Origin of the sequence: Nonomuraea antri (genome assembly GCF_013283785.1) — a bacterium.
GTDB lineage: Bacteria > Actinomycetota > Actinomycetes > Streptosporangiales > Streptosporangiaceae > Nonomuraea > Nonomuraea antri.
Genome location: NZ_JABCPZ010000216.1, coordinates 1 through 18,482, shown reverse-complemented (window position 1 = coordinate 18,482; position 18,482 = coordinate 1). Strand labels below are relative to the sequence as shown.

At 73.7% G+C, this 18,482-nt stretch carries 20 protein-coding genes; 8 read left to right on the top strand and 12 right to left on the bottom strand.

Annotated elements, in window-relative coordinates; all coding sequences use genetic code 11:
* Positions 1-734: slipin family protein (locus HII36_RS43650; RefSeq protein ID WP_173529236.1), on the bottom strand; the 734-nt coding region annotated here is incomplete at its 3' end.
* Positions 731-2,065 (bottom strand): NfeD family protein, encoded by a 1,335-nt coding sequence (locus tag HII36_RS58955; protein WP_217370698.1) that lies wholly within the window; start codon positions 2,063-2,065, stop codon positions 731-733. The genes HII36_RS43650 and HII36_RS58955, both read right to left, overlap by 4 nt.
* Positions 2,066-2,219: 154 nt before the next feature.
* Between HII36_RS58955 and HII36_RS43640 the strand changes: the two genes are divergently transcribed.
* The 4 genes from HII36_RS43640 to HII36_RS43625 all read left to right on the top strand — a co-directional run bounded on the left by HII36_RS43640 (position 2,220) and on the right by HII36_RS43625 (position 5,886).
* Entirely contained in the window at positions 2,220-2,831 is a 612-nt protein-coding gene (locus HII36_RS43640; protein WP_173529234.1) for a sugar O-acetyltransferase, read from the top strand.
* Between the two features lie 53 nt (positions 2,832-2,884).
* Positions 2,885-3,568: a VC0807 family protein gene (locus HII36_RS43635; RefSeq protein ID WP_328808160.1), complete on the top strand. Its 684-nt coding sequence runs from the start codon at positions 2,885-2,887 to the stop codon at positions 3,566-3,568.
* A 141-nt stretch (positions 3,569-3,709) separates the two neighbouring features.
* Positions 3,710-5,314, top strand: coding sequence for an ABC-F family ATP-binding cassette domain-containing protein (locus HII36_RS43630; RefSeq protein WP_173529232.1), 1,605 nt, complete (start codon positions 3,710-3,712; stop codon positions 5,312-5,314).
* A 140-nt stretch (positions 5,315-5,454) separates the two neighbouring features.
* Positions 5,455-5,886, top strand: a complete 432-nt coding sequence (locus tag HII36_RS43625; protein WP_173529231.1) for a hypothetical protein — start codon at positions 5,455-5,457, stop codon at positions 5,884-5,886.
* A gap of 13 nt (positions 5,887-5,899) precedes the next feature.
* On the opposite strand, the gene HII36_RS43620 is transcribed toward HII36_RS43625, so the two are convergent.
* From HII36_RS43620 to HII36_RS43610, 3 genes are all read right to left on the bottom strand, one after another.
* Positions 5,900-6,502 carry a response regulator transcription factor gene (locus tag HII36_RS43620; protein WP_173529230.1) on the bottom strand — a complete coding sequence of 201 codons (603 nt, stop codon included), beginning with the start codon at positions 6,500-6,502 and terminating at the stop codon, positions 5,900-5,902.
* Entirely contained in the window at positions 6,499-7,728 is a 1,230-nt protein-coding gene (locus HII36_RS43615; RefSeq protein WP_173529229.1) for a sensor histidine kinase, read from the bottom strand. Before HII36_RS43615 ends, HII36_RS43620 begins: the two co-directional genes overlap by 4 nt.
* A 162-nt stretch (positions 7,729-7,890) precedes the next feature.
* Positions 7,891-9,066: an SRPBCC family protein gene (locus tag HII36_RS43610; RefSeq protein WP_173529228.1), complete on the bottom strand. Its 1,176-nt coding sequence runs from the start codon at positions 9,064-9,066 to the stop codon at positions 7,891-7,893.
* Between the two features lie 222 nt (positions 9,067-9,288).
* Here HII36_RS43610 and HII36_RS43605 point away from each other — a divergent pair, with 222 nt between their 5' ends.
* On the top strand, positions 9,289-10,266 hold the full coding sequence (locus tag HII36_RS43605; RefSeq protein ID WP_173529227.1) for a VWA domain-containing protein: 978 nt from the start codon (positions 9,289-9,291) through the stop codon (positions 10,264-10,266).
* Positions 10,267-10,270: 4 nt separating this feature from the next.
* On the opposite strand, the gene HII36_RS58330 is transcribed toward HII36_RS43605, so the two are convergent.
* On the bottom strand, positions 10,271-10,396 hold the full coding sequence (locus tag HII36_RS58330) for a hypothetical protein (protein WP_268959759.1): 126 nt from the start codon (positions 10,394-10,396) through the stop codon (positions 10,271-10,273).
* On the bottom strand, positions 10,387-11,388 hold the full coding sequence (locus tag HII36_RS43600; RefSeq protein ID WP_173529226.1) for a magnesium and cobalt transport protein CorA: 1,002 nt from the start codon (positions 11,386-11,388) through the stop codon (positions 10,387-10,389). Before HII36_RS43600 ends, HII36_RS58330 begins: the two co-directional genes overlap by 10 nt.
* Before the next feature lie 68 nt (positions 11,389-11,456).
* Here HII36_RS43600 and HII36_RS43595 point away from each other — a divergent pair, with 68 nt between their 5' ends.
* Complete coding sequence (locus tag HII36_RS43595) at positions 11,457-12,488, top strand: hypothetical protein (RefSeq protein WP_173529225.1); 1,032 nt, start codon at positions 11,457-11,459, stop codon at positions 12,486-12,488.
* Positions 12,467-13,483, top strand: a complete 1,017-nt coding sequence (locus tag HII36_RS43590; protein ID WP_173529224.1) for a cation:proton antiporter — start codon at positions 12,467-12,469, stop codon at positions 13,481-13,483. The genes HII36_RS43595 and HII36_RS43590 overlap by 22 nt, the downstream gene beginning before the upstream one ends.
* A gap of 9 nt (positions 13,484-13,492) precedes the next feature.
* Here HII36_RS43590 and HII36_RS43585 read toward each other — a convergent pair whose 3' ends face one another.
* From HII36_RS43585 to HII36_RS43575, 3 genes are read right to left on the bottom strand one after another with little or no spacing between them, the layout of a single operon-like run.
* Positions 13,493-13,873 carry a hypothetical protein gene (locus HII36_RS43585; RefSeq protein WP_217370696.1) on the bottom strand — a complete coding sequence of 127 codons (381 nt, stop codon included), beginning with the start codon at positions 13,871-13,873 and terminating at the stop codon, positions 13,493-13,495.
* Positions 13,874-13,891: 18 nt separating this feature from the next.
* Positions 13,892-14,686 carry a DeoR/GlpR family DNA-binding transcription regulator gene (locus HII36_RS43580; RefSeq protein ID WP_217370695.1) on the bottom strand — a complete coding sequence of 265 codons (795 nt, stop codon included), beginning with the start codon at positions 14,684-14,686 and terminating at the stop codon, positions 13,892-13,894.
* Positions 14,687-14,735: 49 nt separating this feature from the next.
* Entirely contained in the window at positions 14,736-15,185 is a 450-nt protein-coding gene (locus HII36_RS43575; protein WP_173529223.1) for a PPC domain-containing DNA-binding protein, read from the bottom strand.
* Positions 15,186-15,312: 127 nt separating this feature from the next.
* On the opposite strand from HII36_RS43575, the gene HII36_RS43570 reads away from it, so the two are divergent.
* Positions 15,313-16,647 (top strand): acyltransferase family protein, encoded by a 1,335-nt coding sequence (locus HII36_RS43570; protein WP_328808159.1) that lies wholly within the window; start codon positions 15,313-15,315, stop codon positions 16,645-16,647.
* A 6-nt stretch (positions 16,648-16,653) separates the two neighbouring features.
* Here HII36_RS43570 and HII36_RS43565 read toward each other — a convergent pair whose 3' ends face one another.
* The gene (locus HII36_RS43565; RefSeq protein ID WP_173529222.1) at positions 16,654-17,583 is read right to left on the bottom strand and encodes a sulfite exporter TauE/SafE family protein; all 930 of its coding nucleotides are present in this window, start codon (positions 17,581-17,583) and stop codon (positions 16,654-16,656) included.
* Between the two features lie 136 nt (positions 17,584-17,719).
* Entirely contained in the window at positions 17,720-18,157 is a 438-nt protein-coding gene (locus tag HII36_RS43560) for a hypothetical protein (protein ID WP_173529221.1), read from the bottom strand.
* Positions 18,158-18,482 lie beyond the last annotated feature (325 nt).

The window sequence follows — 18,482 nt, the reverse complement described above, 5'->3', positions numbered from 1 at the left end:
ATCTGGACCAGCTCCACCGGCACCGGGAACACCACCGTCGACCCCTGCTGCGAGGCCGCGTCCACCAGGGAGCCGAGCGTGCGCAGCTGCATCGCCGCCGGATGCGCCTCCAGGATGCCCGCCGCGTCGCCCAGGCTCTGCGCGGCCTCCTTCTCGCCGAGCGAGTGGATCACCCGGGCGCGCCTGTCGCGCTCGGCCTCGGCCTGGCGGGCCATCGCGCGCCGCATCGCCTCGGGCAGCGACACGTCGCGCACCTCGACCAGCGACACCTTCACCCCCCACGGGTTGGTGAGGTCGTCGATGACGCGGGCCAGCTCCTGGTTGATCTCCTCGCGCTTCATCAGCAGGTCGTCCAGGCTGCGCTGGCCCAGGATGCTGCGCAACGTGGTCTGCGCGATCTTGGACGTGGCCACCTGGTAGTCCTCGATGGCGATCACCGACTTCACCGGGTCGAGCACCTGGAAGTAGGTGACCGCGTCCACCCTGACCGTCACGTTGTCGGAGGTGATGATCTCCTGCGGCGGCACGTCGGCGGTGAGGATCCGCAGGTCGACGCGGACCATCCGGTCGATGACCGGGATGATGAGGAACAGCCCGGGCCCCTTGGCCCCCTGGATCCGCCCCAGCCGGAAGATCACGCCGCGCTCGTACTCCTGCACGATCTTGACGGCCGCGACCGCGAGCAGGATCACCACGAGCACCGCGATCCCGATGCCGATCAGCGTCTGGTTCATGTCTTCTCCCCTTGCTCAGGCAGCGGTTCCACCACGAGGGTCAGCCCGTCCACGGCGACGATCCTGGCCAGGTCGCCGGTGCGCAGGGGCGGGCCGGTGCCGCGTACCGTCCACCAGGCGCCGTCCATGAACGCCCGGCCCTGCCCGTCTTCGGCCTGTTCGATCCGTACCGTCCGGTCCAGGTAGGCGGCGGTGCCGGAGACGACCCGGCCGCGCCGCGACCGGTAGGCCAGGCGGCCGGCCACGATGCCCAGGACGACCATGACCACCGCCGTCGGCACCGCCACCACCGGCTCGACCCGCACTCCCTGCGCGTCGTCGAACAGGAGGAGCGCGGCGGGCACCAGCGCCACGCCGCCGGCCACGGCCAGGCCGCCGGTGCCCGGCACGAACAGCTCGGCCACGAACAGCGCGGCGGCCAGCACCAGCAGCAGCACGCCGGCCGCGTTGACCGGCAGCACGGCCAGGCTGAACAGGGCCAGGAGCAGCGCCACCGCGCCGATCCCGCCGGCCACCCCGACGCCGGGCGAGACCAGCTCGTAGATCAGGCCGAGCAGCCCGAGCAGCAGCAGGAGGTAGGCCAGGTTCGGGTTGGCCAGCACCTGCCGCGCCCGCTGGAAGAAGCCCGGGTCCGCGCGGTCCACGGCGGCGCCCGCGGTGCGGACGGTGACCGTCCGGCCGCCCGCCACCTGGACCTGGCGTCCGTCGGCGGCCCGCAGCGCCTGCGCCAGAGTCGCCGCCTCGGCCTCGACCACCCCGGCCCGCACCGCCTCGCCAACGGACAGGGACCGGCCGCTGCGCACCATCGCCGCCGCCTGCGCGGCGTCGCGGCCGCGCAGCCGGGCCAGCGCCTCGGCCTGCGCCGCGGCGTCGTTGACGACCTTGGCGGCCAGGTCCTGCCCCTGCAGGCCGACCGGGGTGGCCGCGCCGATCGCGGTGCCCGGCGCCATCACCGCCACGTGGGACGCGAGCGTGATCACGGCCCCGGCGGAGGCGGCCCTGGCCCCCTGCGGGCTCACGTAGACGATCACCGGGACGCGGGCGGCCAGGATGCTCGCCACGATGTCCCTGGCCGACTCGCCGAGCCCGCCCGGGGTGTCCAGTTCGATGACGTACGCGCGGCTGCCGTCCCGTTCGGCCCGCCGCAGGCCGTCGGCCACCTGACCGGCGACGACCGGCGTGATCTCGGTGGCGATCGCGGTGGCCAGGACGCGGTTCCCGGCCGGCGTGAATCCGGCCAGGACGCGGTTCCCGGCCGGCGTGAACCCGGCCAGGAACGCCACGGCCAGCAGGCCGGCCGCGAGCCAGGCGGCGCGCGCGGCGACATCCACCCCTGGCCCCCTTCGCCGCCGCGGACGATCAGTCCAGCGATACCCCGCACCGCCCGTGCCGCCACCCGCCGCCGCGAGGCCATGACGGAGACCTGACCAACCCATTGCGCCCGGGCGCGGACGTCCGCCCGCCGGGACACGTACGGTCGTGCGCATGGGCGGCGGCGCGGCGAATCATCGGGAACGGCCGGACTACTTCGCGGGCGACCCGCGGACGAACCGCGAGCGCATGCTCGCCGGCGACCTCTACATCGCCGACGACGAGGAGAGCGCCGCGATCGCGCGGCGGGCGGCGGAGCTCCTGGAGACCTACCGGCTGCAGACGCTCGCGGGCCAGGACGGGCTCGCCCGCGAGACCCTGACCCGGGTGCTCGGCGAGCTCGGGGAGGGCGCCGTGGTCAGGCCGCCGCTGTTCGTGGACTACGGCGAGAACCTGCGCATCGGCGCCCGCACGTTCGTCAACTGCAACCTCACCGCGCTGGACGTCGCGGCGATCACCATCGGGCAGGACTGCCAGCTCGGCCCGGGCGTGCAGCTCCTGACCCCGACCCACCCGGTGGAGCCGCGGCCGCGCCGGGACAAGCTGGAGTCGGCCCGGCCGATCAGCGTCGGCGACAACGTCTGGCTCGGCGGCGGGGTCATCGTGTGCCCGGGCGTCGGCATCGGCGACAACAGCGTGGTCGGCGCGGGGGCCGTGGTCACCAGGGACATCCCGGCGAACGTGGTGGCGGCGGGCAACCCGGCCCGGGTCATCCGCCCGGTCTGACCCGCACCGCCCGGACACTCTCCGTGATCGAGCACGTGTAAACTGTGACGGTGATGGCGTCGTCGGAACGCACCGTCACCTGGCAGGTGATGCTCGTGCTCATCCTGCTGATCTACGTGATCGCGCCCATCGCCGCGTACTACACGCTGCGCACCGCCGGGCTGGCCGCGCCGCTGGCGCTGCTGGCCGGCGGGCTGATCCCGGTGGCGGCGGTGGCGCACAAGGCGGTGCGCGGCGGCGGCGTCGACGGGCTCGACGCGTTCGGCGTCGGCGCGGTGGCCATCGGCGGGGTGATCGCGTTGCTGCGCGGCGCCCCGCGTTTCCTGCTGCTGATGGACTGCCTGGCCGAAGCGGTCGCGGGCGCGTGGGTGCTGGCCACGATCGTGCTGGCCCGGCCGCTGGCCTTCGAGATCGGGCGTCAGCTCGGCGCGCCCAGGGAGCGGGCCTGGCGCGAGTCCCCCGACTTCCGCCGCGCGATCAGGACGGTCACCGCGCTGTGGGGCGCGGCCCTGGTGCTGGACGCGGCGCTGGTCGCCGGGCTGGCCCTGACCCTGCCGGTGGACCTGGTGCCCGCGCTGCGCCCGATCGGGCTGGTGTTCCCGGTGGCCGCGGCGGTGGCGGGCACCGTCTGCGCCCGGCGATACCGGCGCCGCCACGGGCATCGCCTGATCGTGCCCGACAGCGGCCGGGTGCCGCTCGCCTACCAGCGCACGTCCGCGCCGCCGCCGCCCGGGTGAGACCCGCGGGGGCGAAATGCGGATGCGCCGCGCACACCGGCTCGGTTATGGTCGCTGACATGTCGACGCCCCGAATGTCCTAGCCGAGGACCCGCTTCCCCGCCAGAAGTGTGTCCTTTCGCTTATTCGGAGCGTCATCTCATGATCACCGTTCGTGATGTCGAGCTGCGCGCGGGCGCCCGCCTGCTGCTGTCCGGCATCTCCTGCACCGTCTCACCCGGCGACCGGATCGGCCTGGTCGGCCGCAACGGCGCGGGCAAGACCACCCTCATGACCGCGCTCGCGGGCCGGTCCAGGCCCGCCGCGGGCACGATCACCCGCACGGGTTCGTTCGGCTTCCTCGCCCAGGACTCCCGCGCGGCCGACCAGTCCGTCACCGTCACCGACCGCGTCCTGTCCGCCCGCGGCCTGGACCAGGCCCTGCGCCGGCTGCGCGCGGCCGAGACCGCGATGTCGGAAGCCACGGATCCGGGCGAGCTGGAGCGGGCGATGCGTGCCTACGCCGACGCCGACGCCGCCTTCCAGGCCGGCGGCGGGTGGGCGGCCGAGGCCGAGGCGGCGCGGGTCGCCGCCGGGCTCGGCCTGCCCGAGCGGGTCATGCGGCAGCGGCTCGGCACGCTGTCCGGCGGCCAGCGCCGCCGCGTCGAGCTGGCCCGCATCCTGTTCGCCGGCCACGACGGCACGCTGCTGCTCGACGAGCCCACCAACCACCTGGACGCCGACGCCATCGCCTGGCTGCGCGCCTTCCTGGCCGGGCACCAGGGCGGCCTGGTGCTGATCAGCCACGACACCGGGCTGCTCGCCGACGTCGTCAACCGGGTCTTCCACCTGGACCCCACCCGCGCCACGATCGACGTGCACAACACCGGCTGGGCGGCGTACCTGGCCCAGCGCGACGGCGACGAACGCCGCCGCGTCCGCGAACGGGCGAACACCGAACGCCGGGCCGCCACCTTGCACGCGCAGGCCGGCCGGATGAAGGCCCGCGCGGCCACCGCCGTGATGGCCAGGAGCATGGCCAGGCGGGCCGACCGGATGCTCGCCGAGCTGGAGCCCGCCCGCCGGACGGAGAAGGCGGCCAGGATCCGGCTGCCCGAGCCCGCGCCGTGCGGCCGGATCCCGCTGGGCGCGGTCAGCCTGGCCAAGTCCTATGACGGCCACCGGGTCCTGGGCGGCGTGGACCTGGCGGTGGACCGGGGCGGCCGCCTGATCGTCCTGGGGTTCAACGGCGCGGGCAAGACGACCCTGCTGCGCCTGCTGGCCGGGCACGAGCGGCCGGACTCCGGCCGGGTGGTGCGCGGGCACGGGCTGCGGCTGGGCTACTTCGCCCAGGAGCACGACACGCTCGACCCCGGCCGCACCGTGCTGGAGAACCTGTGCGCCGCCGCGCCGCACCTCACCGAGGGCGAGGCCAGGAGCGTCCTGGGCGCCTTCCTGTTCGGCGGGGACGACGCGGGCAAACCCGCCGGGGTCCTGTCGGGCGGGGAGAAGACGCGCCTGGCGCTGGCCGGGCTGGTCCACTCCGGCGCGAACGTGCTGCTGCTCGACGAGCCGACCAACAACCTCGACCCGGCCTCGCGGGAGGAGGTGCTGGCGGCGGTCGGCTCCTACCCGGGCGCGATCGTGATGGTCACCCACGACGAGGGCGCGATCGACGCCCTGCGCCCGGACCGCGTCCTGCTGCTGCCCGACGCGGACGAGGACCTGTGGCGCGACGACCACCGGGACCTGGTCTTCCTCAGGTGACCCCGACGGTGATCGCGTGACAAATGTCATGCGATCACCTGTCATCTCCCACGCCGGCACGTGCGCTTACGGCACTACTGGCGGCGGGCCCCGGCGAGCACTGTGGAGGGGTGACAGCGACCACGAGGAAAGGACCCGTCATGACGACAGCCCCGTCCCCCGCCGCCCGCCGCTCCTGGTGGCCGTTCGCCCGGCACTACCTGGAGATGATCGCCGCCATGCTGGTCGGCATGGCCCTGTTCGACGCCGCGCTGCGCGGGCTGCTGGCCCTGGCCGGGACCTCGTTCCCGGACGGGTACCCGACGCTGACCGCGCTGAAGATGACCTTCGACATGTCGGCGGGCATGCTGATCTGGATGCGGATCCGCGGCCACGCCTGGCCGGCGACGCTGGAGATGACGGCGTCGATGATCGTGCCCGTGGCCGCGCTGCTGCCGCTGCTGTGGCTGGACGTCATCTCGGCCGACACGCTGATGCTCCTGGAGCACGTGCTGATGCTGCCGCTCATGCTCGTGGTCATGCTGCGCCGCCGCGCCGAGTACGGCGGCCCCGGCTGCGCCGCGCACGTCTAGCGCCGTGGCCGGGTCAGATCCAGCCTTCCTCCCAGGCGCGGTGCGCGGCGGCGTGGCGGGAGGCGACGCCCAGCTTCGCCATCGCCGACGACAGGTAGTTGCGCACCGTGCCGGAGGCGAGGTGGACCTGGGCGGCGATCTCGTTGACCGAGGCGCCGGTCCGCGAGGCACGCAGCACCTCCAGCTCCCGTTCGGTGAGCGGGCATTCGTTCTCGGTCAGCGCGGAGGCCGCGATGTCCGGGTCGACGTAGCGCCGGCCGGCCGCGACGTCGCGGATGATCTCGGCGAGCTTGGTGGCCGGGGTCGTCTTGGGCACGAACCCGCTCACGCCGGCGGCCAGCGCGCGGCGCAGCACCGCCGGGCGCGCGTGCCGGGTGACCAGGATGATCCTGGTCGGCAGCTCGGCGCGGATCTCGGTGGCCGCGCGCAGGCCGTCGGCCGGGGGCATCTCCAGGTCCAGCACCGCGATGTCCGGCCGGTGCGTGCGGGCCAGCCGCACGGCCTCGGTGGACGTGGCCGCCTCGGCGACCACGTCCATGCCGTCCTCCAGGTTCAGCAGGGCGGCCAGGGCGCCCCTGAGCAGGTCCTCGTCGTCGGCGATGAGCAGCTTGATCATCGTTCGTCCGCCCCGGCCACGAGCAGCGGCAGCGACGCGGCCACCTCGAAACGGCCGCCGTCGTGCCGCCATTCGAGTGTCCCGCCGGCCTGCTCCAGCCGCTCGGCCAGGCCGCGTAACCCGGTGCCCTCGCTCGAAACGGCGGCGGCCGCGCCGTCGTTGCCGATCCGCAGCGTGATCCTGCCGTCCTCGCTCAGGTAGCGGACGTGCGCGTGCCTGGCCCGGCTGTGGCGCAGCACGTTGGTGGTCGCCTCGCGCATCACCAGGCCGAGCAGGTGGCGGCCGGGTTCGGGCAGCGCGTCCATGTCGGCCTCGCCTTCCAGGGTCGTGTCGATGCCGGCGGCGTCCAGGACCTTGGCCGCGTTGCCGATCTCCCGGTCGAGCGTGGTGCGCCGGTATCCCTGGACGACCGCGCGGGTGTCGCGCAGCGCGTCCGCGGACAACTCGCGCACCTGGCGCATCTCCGCCGCGGCCCGCTCCGGGTCGGCCGACACCAGCCGGGCCGCCAGTTCGCTCTTCAACGCGATCACCTGCAGGTGGTGGCCCTGGATGTCGTGCAGGTCGGCGGCGAACCTGAGCCGTTCGTCCTTGACGGCGAGCTCGGCGGCCAGGTGCCTGGCCGCGTCGAGCCGTTCCGCGACGTCCCAGGCCCACAGCGTGCCCAGCGCGATCCAGGCGACGCAGGCCACCATCGCGGCCGGGAACGTGGCGGCGAACAGCAGCCGCTCGTCGCCCGCCAGCAGGTTGACGCCGCCGCCGAGCACGGCCGCGCCGACGATGCCGGCGGCGATCAGCGTGCGCCGCGCGGGCGGCGTCAGGAACATCGCCCCGATCGACACCATCGCCGCGGGCGGCAGCGACCACATCTCGTAGTCGCGCAGGCCGAGCGGGATCGCCCCGAGCACGGCGGCCGACACGCCGCCGGCCACCAGCCACGCGACGGGCGGCGCGGGCGGGCTCCCGGCCTGCCGCCCAGCCTGCCGACCCGCCTGCCGACCGTCCGGCGGGGTGCGCGGGAGCCTGCGGTGCAGCAGCACTCCGGCCGCGACCAGCAGCACCGCCAGCGCGACCCCGCTGAACAGCCGCACCCAGCCGGCCACGCCCGGGTTCACGACCCAGTCGCGGACGAAGAAGAACAGGGTCAGGTCGATGGTCGCGAGCAGGCTCCACCAGGTGTAGCGGCGGAAGGTGCGCAGCCCCGCCCCGGGTTCGTGCGCGCCGCTCATGGTCACCTCCGGTCGGTCGAGCGGCGATGGTCCGGGCGCTCAGAATGCCACAGGTCATGAGATCACAGGTCGAACACCCATGTCATCACGCGGCGTCCCCGGAGGCGGGGCGCGGGGCGCTCGCCGGGGCGCGTTCGCCGGGCGGGCCGCGGTACCCGCTCGTCAGGCGGGCTGCCTTTCGCGTTCGACCTGCGCCTTCAGCCTGCCCAGGTCCTGCTGCAGCTTGCGCAGCGGGTGCGCGCCGAGCAGCGCGGCGATGGCGTGGCCGGCCGCGCCCGCCACCGGGTTGTAGGTGAGGTGCACCTGGACGCGGGTGCCGCCGTTCGACTCGCACAGCCGCAGCGCGCCGGTGTGCGCGATGAGCTGGCCGTCGGTGGACTTCCAGGTGATCTGCCTGCCCTCCTCGCGGCCGGTCTCGGTGGCGTCGAAGCGGATCGGCACCCCGGCGGGGCCGCTGATCGTCCAGTGGGAGAGCGTGCCGTCCGGGGAGCGGCGCACCTCCCGTACGTCGGGCATGAAGCTCGCGAAGCCGGAGTAGTCGCTCACCAGCGCCCAGACCCGCTCGGGCGGGGCGTCGATCTCGACGGCGGCGGTGACGTCGATCGCGCGCCTGCCCGCGTTGACCCCGGTGATGCGGCTCAGCGGCAGATTCGTGCACACGCGGGCGCCCAGCAGCGCGCCGCCGCACCGCGCCGCCCACGACAGCGGACGGGGCAGCCCGCGCGCCGCGGCCAACATCCAGGCCGCGCCCATGCCCGCGATCAGCCTGGCGGTCGGCGACCACTGCTGTTGCAGCAGCTCGGGGACCGGCCGGCGGCGGCGTCCCGCGCCCTGCAGCCCGGGGACCCCGGCGCCGTCGCGGTGCGCGGTCCATCGCGCGTGCACGCGCCTGACGCCAGGGATGCGCCGGACGGCCCGGCGGGCCTGCTCGTCCTCGGCGGCCAGCACGTCGCCGTCGAGCGTCACCTCCCGATCCTGTACGTGCACCCGCACCGCGTGCGGATGGCCGACGTGGCGGCCCAGCTCGGCACGTACCCGCTCGTGCAGGACCCGGTCGTCGACCGAGGCGCCCAGGAACCGGTAGCGGACGGCGGCGGCCGACCCCCGGCCCCGGTTGCCGAGATCGCGGCCCAGGACGCCGACGCCGTCGTGGAGGCGGTGCGTCGCGTGCGCCCCCTTGTCACGCATCCTGGCCCGGCGCGAGCGCCCCCGCGCGGGATCGAACAGGTAGGCGACCGCGGCCCCGGCGCAGAAGCCCGCGCCCGCCGCGACCGCGGCTCGCGACAGGGAAGGCCGCCGCTGCTCGATGATCAGATCGGGAAACGCGTTCGCATCCATGACGTTGAAACCCCCAGCTCGCGCATACGCTCGTCCTGCTCCGGCGGCTACCCGGCGGCCGAACTCCCTAACGGCGTCTCTGGTAGCGGCGGCCCGCGTGCGGGGCGTGCGCGGGGTTCGCGGCGGGTAGGAGCACGGGTGTTCGCACGCACGACGGGTGCGGCGGGGAGCGGCGGGCCCGCCGCGTCCACCGCGCGCCGATGGTCCTTGCCGGGAGGACGGGTGAGCTTTCAGGCCGCGGGTTGGCTGTGGGCGTTCGCGGCGCTGGCCGCCGGCGTCGTCGGCTACGTCCTGGCCCAGTTCCTGCGGCCGCGCTACGCCGCGCGCTTCACCGACCTGCGGCTGCTCGACCTGATCGCGCCGGAGCGGCCCGGCTGGTCGCGTCACCTGGCGGCGGCGACGTTCGCGCTGGTGATGGGGCTGCTCATCGTGGCCGCCGCCCGCCCGGCCGCCTCACTGCAGGTGCCGAGGGACCGGGCCACGATCGTGGTGGCCATCGACGTGTCGCTGTCGATGGTGGCCACCGACATCCCGCCGTCGCGGCTGGAGGCGGCCAAGGAGTCGGCCAAGAAGTTCGTCGCGGGCCTGCCCGAGCGGTTCAACGTGGCCCTGGTGTCGTTCGCCAGGTCGGCGTCCGTGGTGGTCTCGCCCACCGTCGACCACGACGCGGTCGCGCGGGCGGTCGACGCGCTCAAGCCGGCCACCGGCACCGCCATCGGCGAGGCGGTCTACGCCGGTCTCGAGTCGATCCGCTCGTTCGACGGCCAGGCGGTGAACGACCCGCCGCCGGCGGCGATCGTGCTGCTGTCCGACGGCGACAACACCTCCGGCCGTACGGTGCCCGAGGCCATGCGGGAGGCGGCCGCGGCCGAGGTGCCGGTCTCCACCATCGCCTTCGGCACCCCCGACGGCTCGGTCGAGATCGAGGGCCGGCTGCTGCGCGTCCCGCCGAACGCCGAGACGCTGGGCGCGCTGGCCGACGGCACCGGCGGCAAGTCCTACGACGCCCAGAGCGCCGGCTCGCTCGACGAGGTGTACGCGAGCATCGGCAGCTCGCTGGGCACCATGACCAAGGTCGAGGAGGTGAGCGCCGAGGTGCTGCGCTGGGCGCTGCTGCCTGCGTTCGCGCTGGCCGCGCTGTCGCTGCTGACGCCGATCAGGCTGGCCTGGCCGCGCCGCGAGCGGCGTGAGCGGCGCTGAACGCTCAGGGCAGGCCCGCGGAGCCGTCCGGGTCGAGCAGGATGAGCACGGTCAGCACGATGATCCAGGCGACGATCGCGGCCAGCAGCCACCGGCTGACCGACATCCTGGGCCGGGAGTTCACAGCCACCCGCTCTTGCGCAGCAGCCGGTGCACGATGATCACGGCGATCACCATGACGGTCAGGCTGAGCGGGTAGCCGAGCAGCCAGTGCAGCTCGGGCATGTGATCGAAGTTCATCCCGTAGATCCCGGCGATCATGGTGGGGACGGCGATGAGCGCCGCCCAGGAGGAGATCTTGCGCATGTCGGCGTTCTGCTGCATGGCCGCGGCGCTCTGGTCGCGCGAGACCAGCGCCAGGTGCGCGCTCAGCGCGCTGGTGAGCAGTTCGTTGAGCTCGTCGACCGCGGCGTCGACGCGCAGCAGGTGGTCCAGGACGTCGCGGAACTGGTCGCGGGCCGTCGAGCACAGCTCCACCCGGCCCTTGACGATCTCCTCCAGCACCGGCACCAGCGGGTCCTGGGCGGCGCGGAACTCCAGCACCTCGCGTTTGAGCGAGTAGATGTCCTCGGTGACGTCGGCGTGCTCGCCGCTGAAGACCCGGCGTTCCAGCACGATCAGGTCGTGCTCGACCTCGTGCGAGATCTGGGAGTAGGTGTCGACCACCTGGTCGCAGATGGCGTAGAGCACGCCGGCCGGGCCGGCCGCCATCAGATCGTCGTCGCTCTCGATGCGCCTGCGCACCCCGGCCAGCGCGTTGGCCTGGCCGTGCCGGACGCTGATGACGAAGTCGCGGCCGAGGAACAGGTTGATCTCGCCGACCTCGATGTCGGAGGTGGCCTCCACGTACTGCAGCGTCTTGAGCACCACGAACAGGGTGTCGTCGTAGCGTTCGAGCTTGGGCCGCTGGTGGGCGTGGATGGCGTCCTCCACGGCCAGCGGGTGCAGCTTCACCTCGCTGGTGATCAGGTCGAACTCGTCCTGCGTCGGCTCGTGCAGGCCGATCCACAGGAAGCAGTGGCCTCTGGCCCTGGCGTCGTTGAAGGCGTCGCTGATGTCGCCGTCGATGTCCTCGCGCACGCCGCCGCAATAGATCGCCTTGTCCACAATCACATTCGTCATTGTCGGCCATAAGCGAGGGGAGGCGCGGTCCGCCCCGGTCTGAGAGGATTGACCTGATCATCCGTTTCTTGGACTCTGAGCTTGCCGACTCGAAGGGCCCGATGCGCGTGGACAGGGATCGTTACGGCAGATTCGCCGTCGTCGTCGCGTCCCTGGTGCTGCTGCCCCTCGTCCTGGAACTGCTGTCGTGGTACATCGAGCGGGAGGACTACAGCGTCTCCCGCGCGGTCACCGTCCTGACCGTGATCGTCGTCCTGGCCGTGCTGGCGCTGGTGCTCGGCCGGATCCGGGCGCGGCTGCCGCTGCTCCTGGTCGCCGCGATGACCGTGACGGCGGTGGGCGAGGGCGTCCTGGGGTTCGTCGCCGCGTTCGGGCCGATCTGGTGGGGCGGCGGCGTCAGGTCGGAGCTGTTCGGGCTGATCACCGCCGGGGTGAGCGCGTTCACCGTGGCCACCGGCCTCTACCTCATGCTGCTGTACAGCCGGGGCCTCTACCTCCCCCACCTGACCGCGCCGCCCGGCCCGCTGCCGAGCGCCACCAAGCGGAAGGTCATCGGCGAGTCGGAGATCCTCATCAGGACCGTCCCCGAGCCGAGCGCCTCGCTGACCAAGGCGCTCGACACCTGCGTGGCCATGCTCGACCAGGACGACCTGCACTTCGTCGGCTACTTCACCGGGCAGCGGTGCCTGTTCTACACCGACGTCCTGGACGACGCCGACCTGGCCCACTTCTTCCATGAGACCACGCAGGAGCAGCGCCGCCTGTTATACCTGCAGGCGGGCACCCAGCTGCAGTGGCTGACCGCCCGGCTGGACCGGCAGTTGTCCGGCATCGAGAGCGGCAGCCTCATCAGGACCGTGCTCGACGTCGAACGCGGCGCGCTGTACCTCTACTGGGTCGACGCCGACCGTTACCTGATCGGCGTGACGCTCGATCAGCGCAAGGTCGACGTGGCCGATGACAAGATGGCCAGGCTCGTGGACGCGATCCGCGGGCATTTCGCGCTGCCACCGATCAATCAGCGGGACAAGACGCCGGAGACGCGGGGACACCTGCGCCCCGTTTCAGGGAGTGAACGTTGGTCAGAATCGGGTTCCTGATCGTCGTCGTCGGGTTCGGCTGGCTCGCCGCCGATCTGGGCGACGTCTCCGGTCTGCCGGACTCCGGCGGCTACCTCCTGCTCAGCAGCCTGCTGCTCGCGGTCGGCCTGTACGGCAGCACGCACGGCATCGACAGGACCGAGGCCCGCGCGCACGCCCGGCTGATCCTGCTCGCGGTCACCGTCGGGGTGCTGCTCAAGGCGGCCTTCATCGCCGGGGTGCTCTACCTCGTCACCGGCGACCCGCGCTCGGTGCTGCTCGCGGTGGCCGTGGCGCAGATCGATCCGCTCTCGGTGGCCTCGGTGATGTCCGACAACCGGCTGTCGCCGCGGGCCAAGACGATCCTGGGCGCCTGGTCCTCCTTCGACGACCCGGTGACGGTCATCCTGGCGTTCTACGCCGTCTCCCTGGTCAAGCCGGGCGAGGACGGCCTGTCCGCGGCCTATCTGGCCGACCTGGGGCTGAACGCGCTGTTCGCGGCGGCCGCCTACGGCGTGTGGCGGCTGGTCAGGAACGCCCCGCCGATCCTGGCCCACCTGGCCGCGGCCACGGCGGTGGTCTCGGCCGCGTGGACCTCGCTCATGCTCGGCCTGGCCACCGCCGGGCTCTACCTGCGCGTCCCGGACCCGCGCTGGCTGCTGCGGGCCGTCCAGGCGGCGTTCGCGCTGTCGGCGTTCCTCATGGGGCTGCTGCTGGTCGGCGGCGCGAACCTGCTGCTCGGCGCGCTGCTCGGGCTGACCGCGTTCGCCGCCCAGATGCTCGCGGCCCTGGTGCTCACCCACGGGCTGCCGCTCACCGACCGCGTCCACCTGGGGCTGGCCCAGCAGAACGGGGTCACCGCGGTGATCCTGGCGCTGACCTTCGAGCGGGACTTCCCCGGCTTCGTCGCGGTGATCGCGCCCGCGATCCTGACCGTCAACCTCGTCTACGTGGCCGCCAACCGGCTCTCCGACGCGTGGGGGGCGCGCCGGGCGCTGCCGTCCACACCGCCCTGACCCCGGAGGTCATCGGGCGGCCGGGATCTCGCGCAGGGCGGTGTAGACGTCCTTGCCCTGGGCGCGGGCCTGGGCCACCATCCGGTCGGCCCCCTCCGACGGGCCGCCGATGCGCAGGACCGCGTCGCAGCGGGTCAGCAGCCGCTCGGCGACCGGGTGGAAGATCTCATCAAAGAGCGGGTCGCCCGGCCGGCCGCTGCCGGCCGTCTCCAGCAGCGGCAGGGCCAGCGCCTCGCCGGTGACCGGCAGGTGCCCGGCGCGGAACAGGGTGAGCGCGGTCTCGTTCATCGCCCGGACGTTGGCGGCGAGCTTGGCCGGGTCGTCGCCGGTGCCCGCGCGGTAGGGGCCGGCGACGAGGATCATCAGCGGGCGGGCCTGGGTGGTGGTCATGTGTCCGTCCTTCGAGGGTCAGGCGAGGTGGGTGTCGACGCCCGCGTCGCGCAGGGCCTTGAGCGTGCGCGGGCCGTTGGGGTGGGTGCCGGCGTCGTCGGCGGCGCTGTCGGTGACGAAGGCGTCCACCGCTCCGAGCGGGGCGACCTGGCTGAACGCGCGCACGCCGAGCTTGGTCGCGTCGGCCACCGCGATCGTCCGGGTGGCCTGGCCGAGGCCGGCCTGCTTGACCGCGGCGTCGTCCAGGGAGAACTCGCTCCAGCCCTGCTCGGCGTGCACGCCGCCGATGGACATCACGAAGCAGTCGAAGACGAGCGAGCCCAGGGTGCGCAGGGCCAGCGGCCCGACCAGCGACCGCTCGCCGGGACGGGAGCGGCCGCCCACCACCAGCAGCTCGATGCCCGGCCGGTCGGCCAGGAGCGCCGCGGTCTGCAGGCTGAGCGCCGCGACCGTCAGCGGGGCCCGCGCGACCAGGTGCTCGGCGACATGCACAGTCGTGGTCCCGGCGTCGAGCAGCACGCGCGAGCCCGGCTCGACGAGCGCGGCCACGGCCGCGCTCAGCCGGTCCTTGGTGGCGGCCTGCCAGCTCTCCCGCGCCGCGAAGCCGTCTTCCCCGGCGCGGGCGCGGGTGGGCACCGCGCCGCCGTGCACCCGGCGGACCAGGCCCTGTTCCTCCAGCGTGGCCAGGTCTCTGCGCACGGTCATCTCGGAGACGCCCAGGCGCTGGGCGAGCCGGCCGACCGAGATGCGGCCGCCGCCCTGCACCAGGCGCAGGGTCAGGTCGAGGCGTTGGGCGACGTTCACGGTCGCCATTTCTAACACACTTGTGTGCGAACGAACAATCAGTTGTGCGTTTCGGCTGTCACGCGCCCGCGTCGAGGTCGATGAGCGCCAGCCCGGTGTGCGGGTCGTGGCGGCGGAGCAGGTAGCGGGGCGACTGGGTGACCAGCACCTCCAGCGTCGGCCACACCTCGCCGGACAGCAGATGCCCGCCGCGGGCCGCGCCGTCGGACAGGCCGACCACCACGTGCGCGTGCAGCTGCGGACCCTCGGCGTCCTCGGACATCGCGAAGTCGCCCACCAGCGCCAGCACCTCGCACTGCTCCTCGACCGGAATCCGCCGGTAATCCATCACCGCGGGATCGAAGAAGCCCAGCATGACGTGCCCGAACCCGCCGATGCCGGTCAGGCGGGCGGCCCTGATCCCGGTCGCGGCCGCCCATGAGGTGAGCCCGGCCACGACCTCCTCGCCCTGGTCGAAGACGACCGCATAGGTCTGCTCCTCGTCGACGGAAAGCTGCTTGGCGCGCATGACCTTCCCCTGCCCACCGCGCGCCGAAGCCAACATCGCGTCCCGGACCCGCGACACACCGTCCGGAGCCCGCGCCGGCGGCGGCCGCCCGGCTAGCGTGGGGCGCGCGGGGAAGGGGGACCACGTCGTGGAGCTGTCCCCCGTGCGCGCGCTGCGGCGGATCGGGCGGCTGGCCGATCGGACGCCCGCCGGGCGCGACCGTCCCGTCGACCTGCTGCGCGCGATCGCGATCTGCGCGGTGATCGTCGGCCACTGGCTGGCCGTGCACGTCACCCACGGGCCAGGCGGCCTGCGCGGCGGCAACGTGCTGGAGCTCGTGCCGTGGACCCGGCCGCTGACCTGGGTGTTCCAGGTCATGCCGATCTTCTTCCTGGTCGGCGGATACGCCGGCGCCGCCTCGCTCGCCTCGCACCGATCGCGCGGCGGCGGCGCCACGACCTGGATCCTGCGGCGGACGGACCGGCTGCTGCGTCCCACCAGCACGCTGCTGGCCACGCTGGTGGCGGCGGCGCTGGCCGCGCGGGTGCTCGGCGCGGACACCCGGCTGGTCGCCACGGCGGTCTGGCTGGCCGCCATCCCGCTGTGGTTCCTGGTGGTCTACCTGGCCGTGGTGGCGCTCACTCCGGCCATGCACGCCCTGCACCGCCGCCACGGCCTGGCCGTGCCGATCGTGCTGGCCGGGGCGGTGGCCGCGGGTGACGCCGTCCGGCTGCTGCTGCGGATGCCCGTGGCCGGGTCGGCCAACTTCCTGCTGGCCTGGCTCGCCGTCCACCAGCTCGGCTTCGCCTGGCAGGACGGCCGCCTGCCGGCCGGGCGCAGGGTGGCGGTCCCGCTGACCGCAGGCGGGCTGGTCGCCCTCGTGCTGCTCACCGTGGCCGGGCCGTATCCGATCAGCATGGTCGGGGTGCCGGGGCAGGAGATCCAGAACACCTCGCCGCCCACGCTGGCCCTGCTGGCGCTGGCCGCCGTCCAGACCGGGCTGGCGTTGTGGGCGCACGACCCGGCCGCGCGCCTGCTGCGGCGCCGGCGTCCGTGGCTCGTGGTGGTGGCGGTGAACGCGGTGATCATGACGTTGTTCCTGTGGCACATGAGCGCCGCCGTGCTCGGCGCGCTGGCGCTGTATCCGACCGGGGTGCTGCCCCAGCCGCCGCCGGGGACGCCGCTGTGGCTGCTGCTGCGGGTGCCCTGGCTCGTCGTGCTGGCGCTGATCCTCGCCGTGCTGGTGCTGGTGTTCGGCCCCGTCGAGCTACGGGCGGGCCCGGCGGGGACGGGGTCCGGTACGGCGGGTGTGGCGGCGGGCGTGTTCACGGTGCTCGGCCTGGCCGCGGTGGTGGCCGGGCTGCTCGGGATCGCGGCCGCCGGGCCCGGCCGGCACGGTGTCGCCGGGCTGCCCACGGCCGCCGTGGCCGGTTACTTCGCCGGCGCCGGACTGCTGCGGATCATCCGGCGCCGGTGTCTGTGACGTCTCTCACGCCGGGGTCTGCTCCTCCTCGGCGGCCGTCCTGGCGGTGGCCGGCTCGACGGACTCGTGGACCTTGTCACGCCGGTACTCGCGGACCGAGTAGGCGATGGCGCCGGCCCAGATCACCGCGATGACGATGTACGCGACGGCCTGGACGCCGCCGGGGGCGTCGATCCAGTCGCTGCGCAGCAGCGTCCGCACGTTGGTCAGGATGATCACGCCGCCCACGGCCGAGCCGAGGATGCGCGGCGGGATGTGACGCACCAGCCAGGCCGCGATGGGCGCCGCGATGACGCCGCCGAGCAGCAGCACGGCCACCCAGGCGAAGTCGATGTTCTCCGACCCGATGCCGACGATGAAGCCGACGCTGGCCGCGATCGCGACGAGGAACTCGCTGGCGTCGATGGAGCCGATCACCTTGCGCGGCTCCAGCCGGCCGCTGGCCAGGATGGCCGGCGTGCCGACCGGGCCCCAGCCACCGCCGCCGGTGGCGTCGACGAAGCCGGCCACCACGCCGAGCGGGGCCAGGAACCGCCGCCGCAGCGGCTTGCCCAGGTTGCCGCGCGGCAGGCCGAAGGCGGTGAAGCGGACCAGGATGTAGGCCCCGAGCGTCAGCAGGATGATCGACATCACCGGGGCCGCGATCTCGGTGGACAGGCTGGACAGGAAGGTGGCCCCGGCGAAGGCGCCGAGCGCGCCGGGGATGCCGATCCTGCCGACGACCTTCCAGTCGACGTTGCCGAAGCGCCAGTGGGAAATGCCCGAGGCGAGCGTGGTGCCGATCTCGGCCAGGTGCACCGTGGCCGAGGCGGCCGCCGCGTTGGTGCCGACGGCCAGCAGCAGCGTGCTGGAGGTCACGCCATAGGCCATGCCGAGGCTGCCGTCGACGAGCTGGGCCGCGAAACCGACGAGCCCGAGCAGGATGAGCGCTCGCACGATTCCCCCTTTCTCTACTTAACAAGTAGGAATAATCATTTACCGATGTGAGGGATTCGTCAAGACACGACTTCCAGGGGGTCCGCACGGCGAAAAGGCGGGCCCCTGAGTCAGGGACCCGCCGGGAGGAGGAGGTTCAGGTCGCGGGCAGCGCGGTGGCCAGCAGGACGACGCCGAGCGAGCCCGCCAGCGCCGCCACCGCCATGCTCCTGGCGAAGGCGGGACGGCCGCGACCGGCGGCCCACCCGTGCAGGGCGGCCATCACCATGACCGCGCAGAACAGCGCGAGCTTGGCCGCCAGGATCCGCCCGTAGCCCGGTTCGGCGAGCGAGGCCCAGGTGACGCCCTTGTGCCAGGCGATGGCCACCCCGGTCGCGAGCTGGACGGGCAGGAACACCGCGGCGGTGAGCAGCCCGAAACGGCGGCCCACGGCCGACAGCACCTGGCCGCGGCGCTGGTCGTCGAGCAGCCGCCTGGCCAGCGGCAGCACCACCAGCGACACCGTGAGCTGCCCGCCGACCCACAGCGCGGCGCCCAGCACGTGCAGGAAACGCACCACCGCCCACCACGTCATGACGCGCTCCCCTGTGCCGGTCGGCGCGCGCCGCTGTGGTACCGGGACGTGACCATGATCGGCCCATCGTAGCCCTGGGCCGTCCGGCCAGGCCTGGCCGGGTCGTGCCCGAGCGCCGGGCCAGGCCGGGCAGGGTCGTGCTTGAGCGTCCGGCCGGTCATGGGACGACGGTGAGCCGGCGGGCGGCCGTCAGCCGCACCACGGTGATCGTCAGCACCAGGGTCAGGGCCGCGACCGCCGCCAGCAGCCCCAGGCCGAGCCCGTAGGAGCCGAGCCGGCCGTACAGGAAGCCCATCACCAGCGGCGGCACGAACCCGCCCAGCCC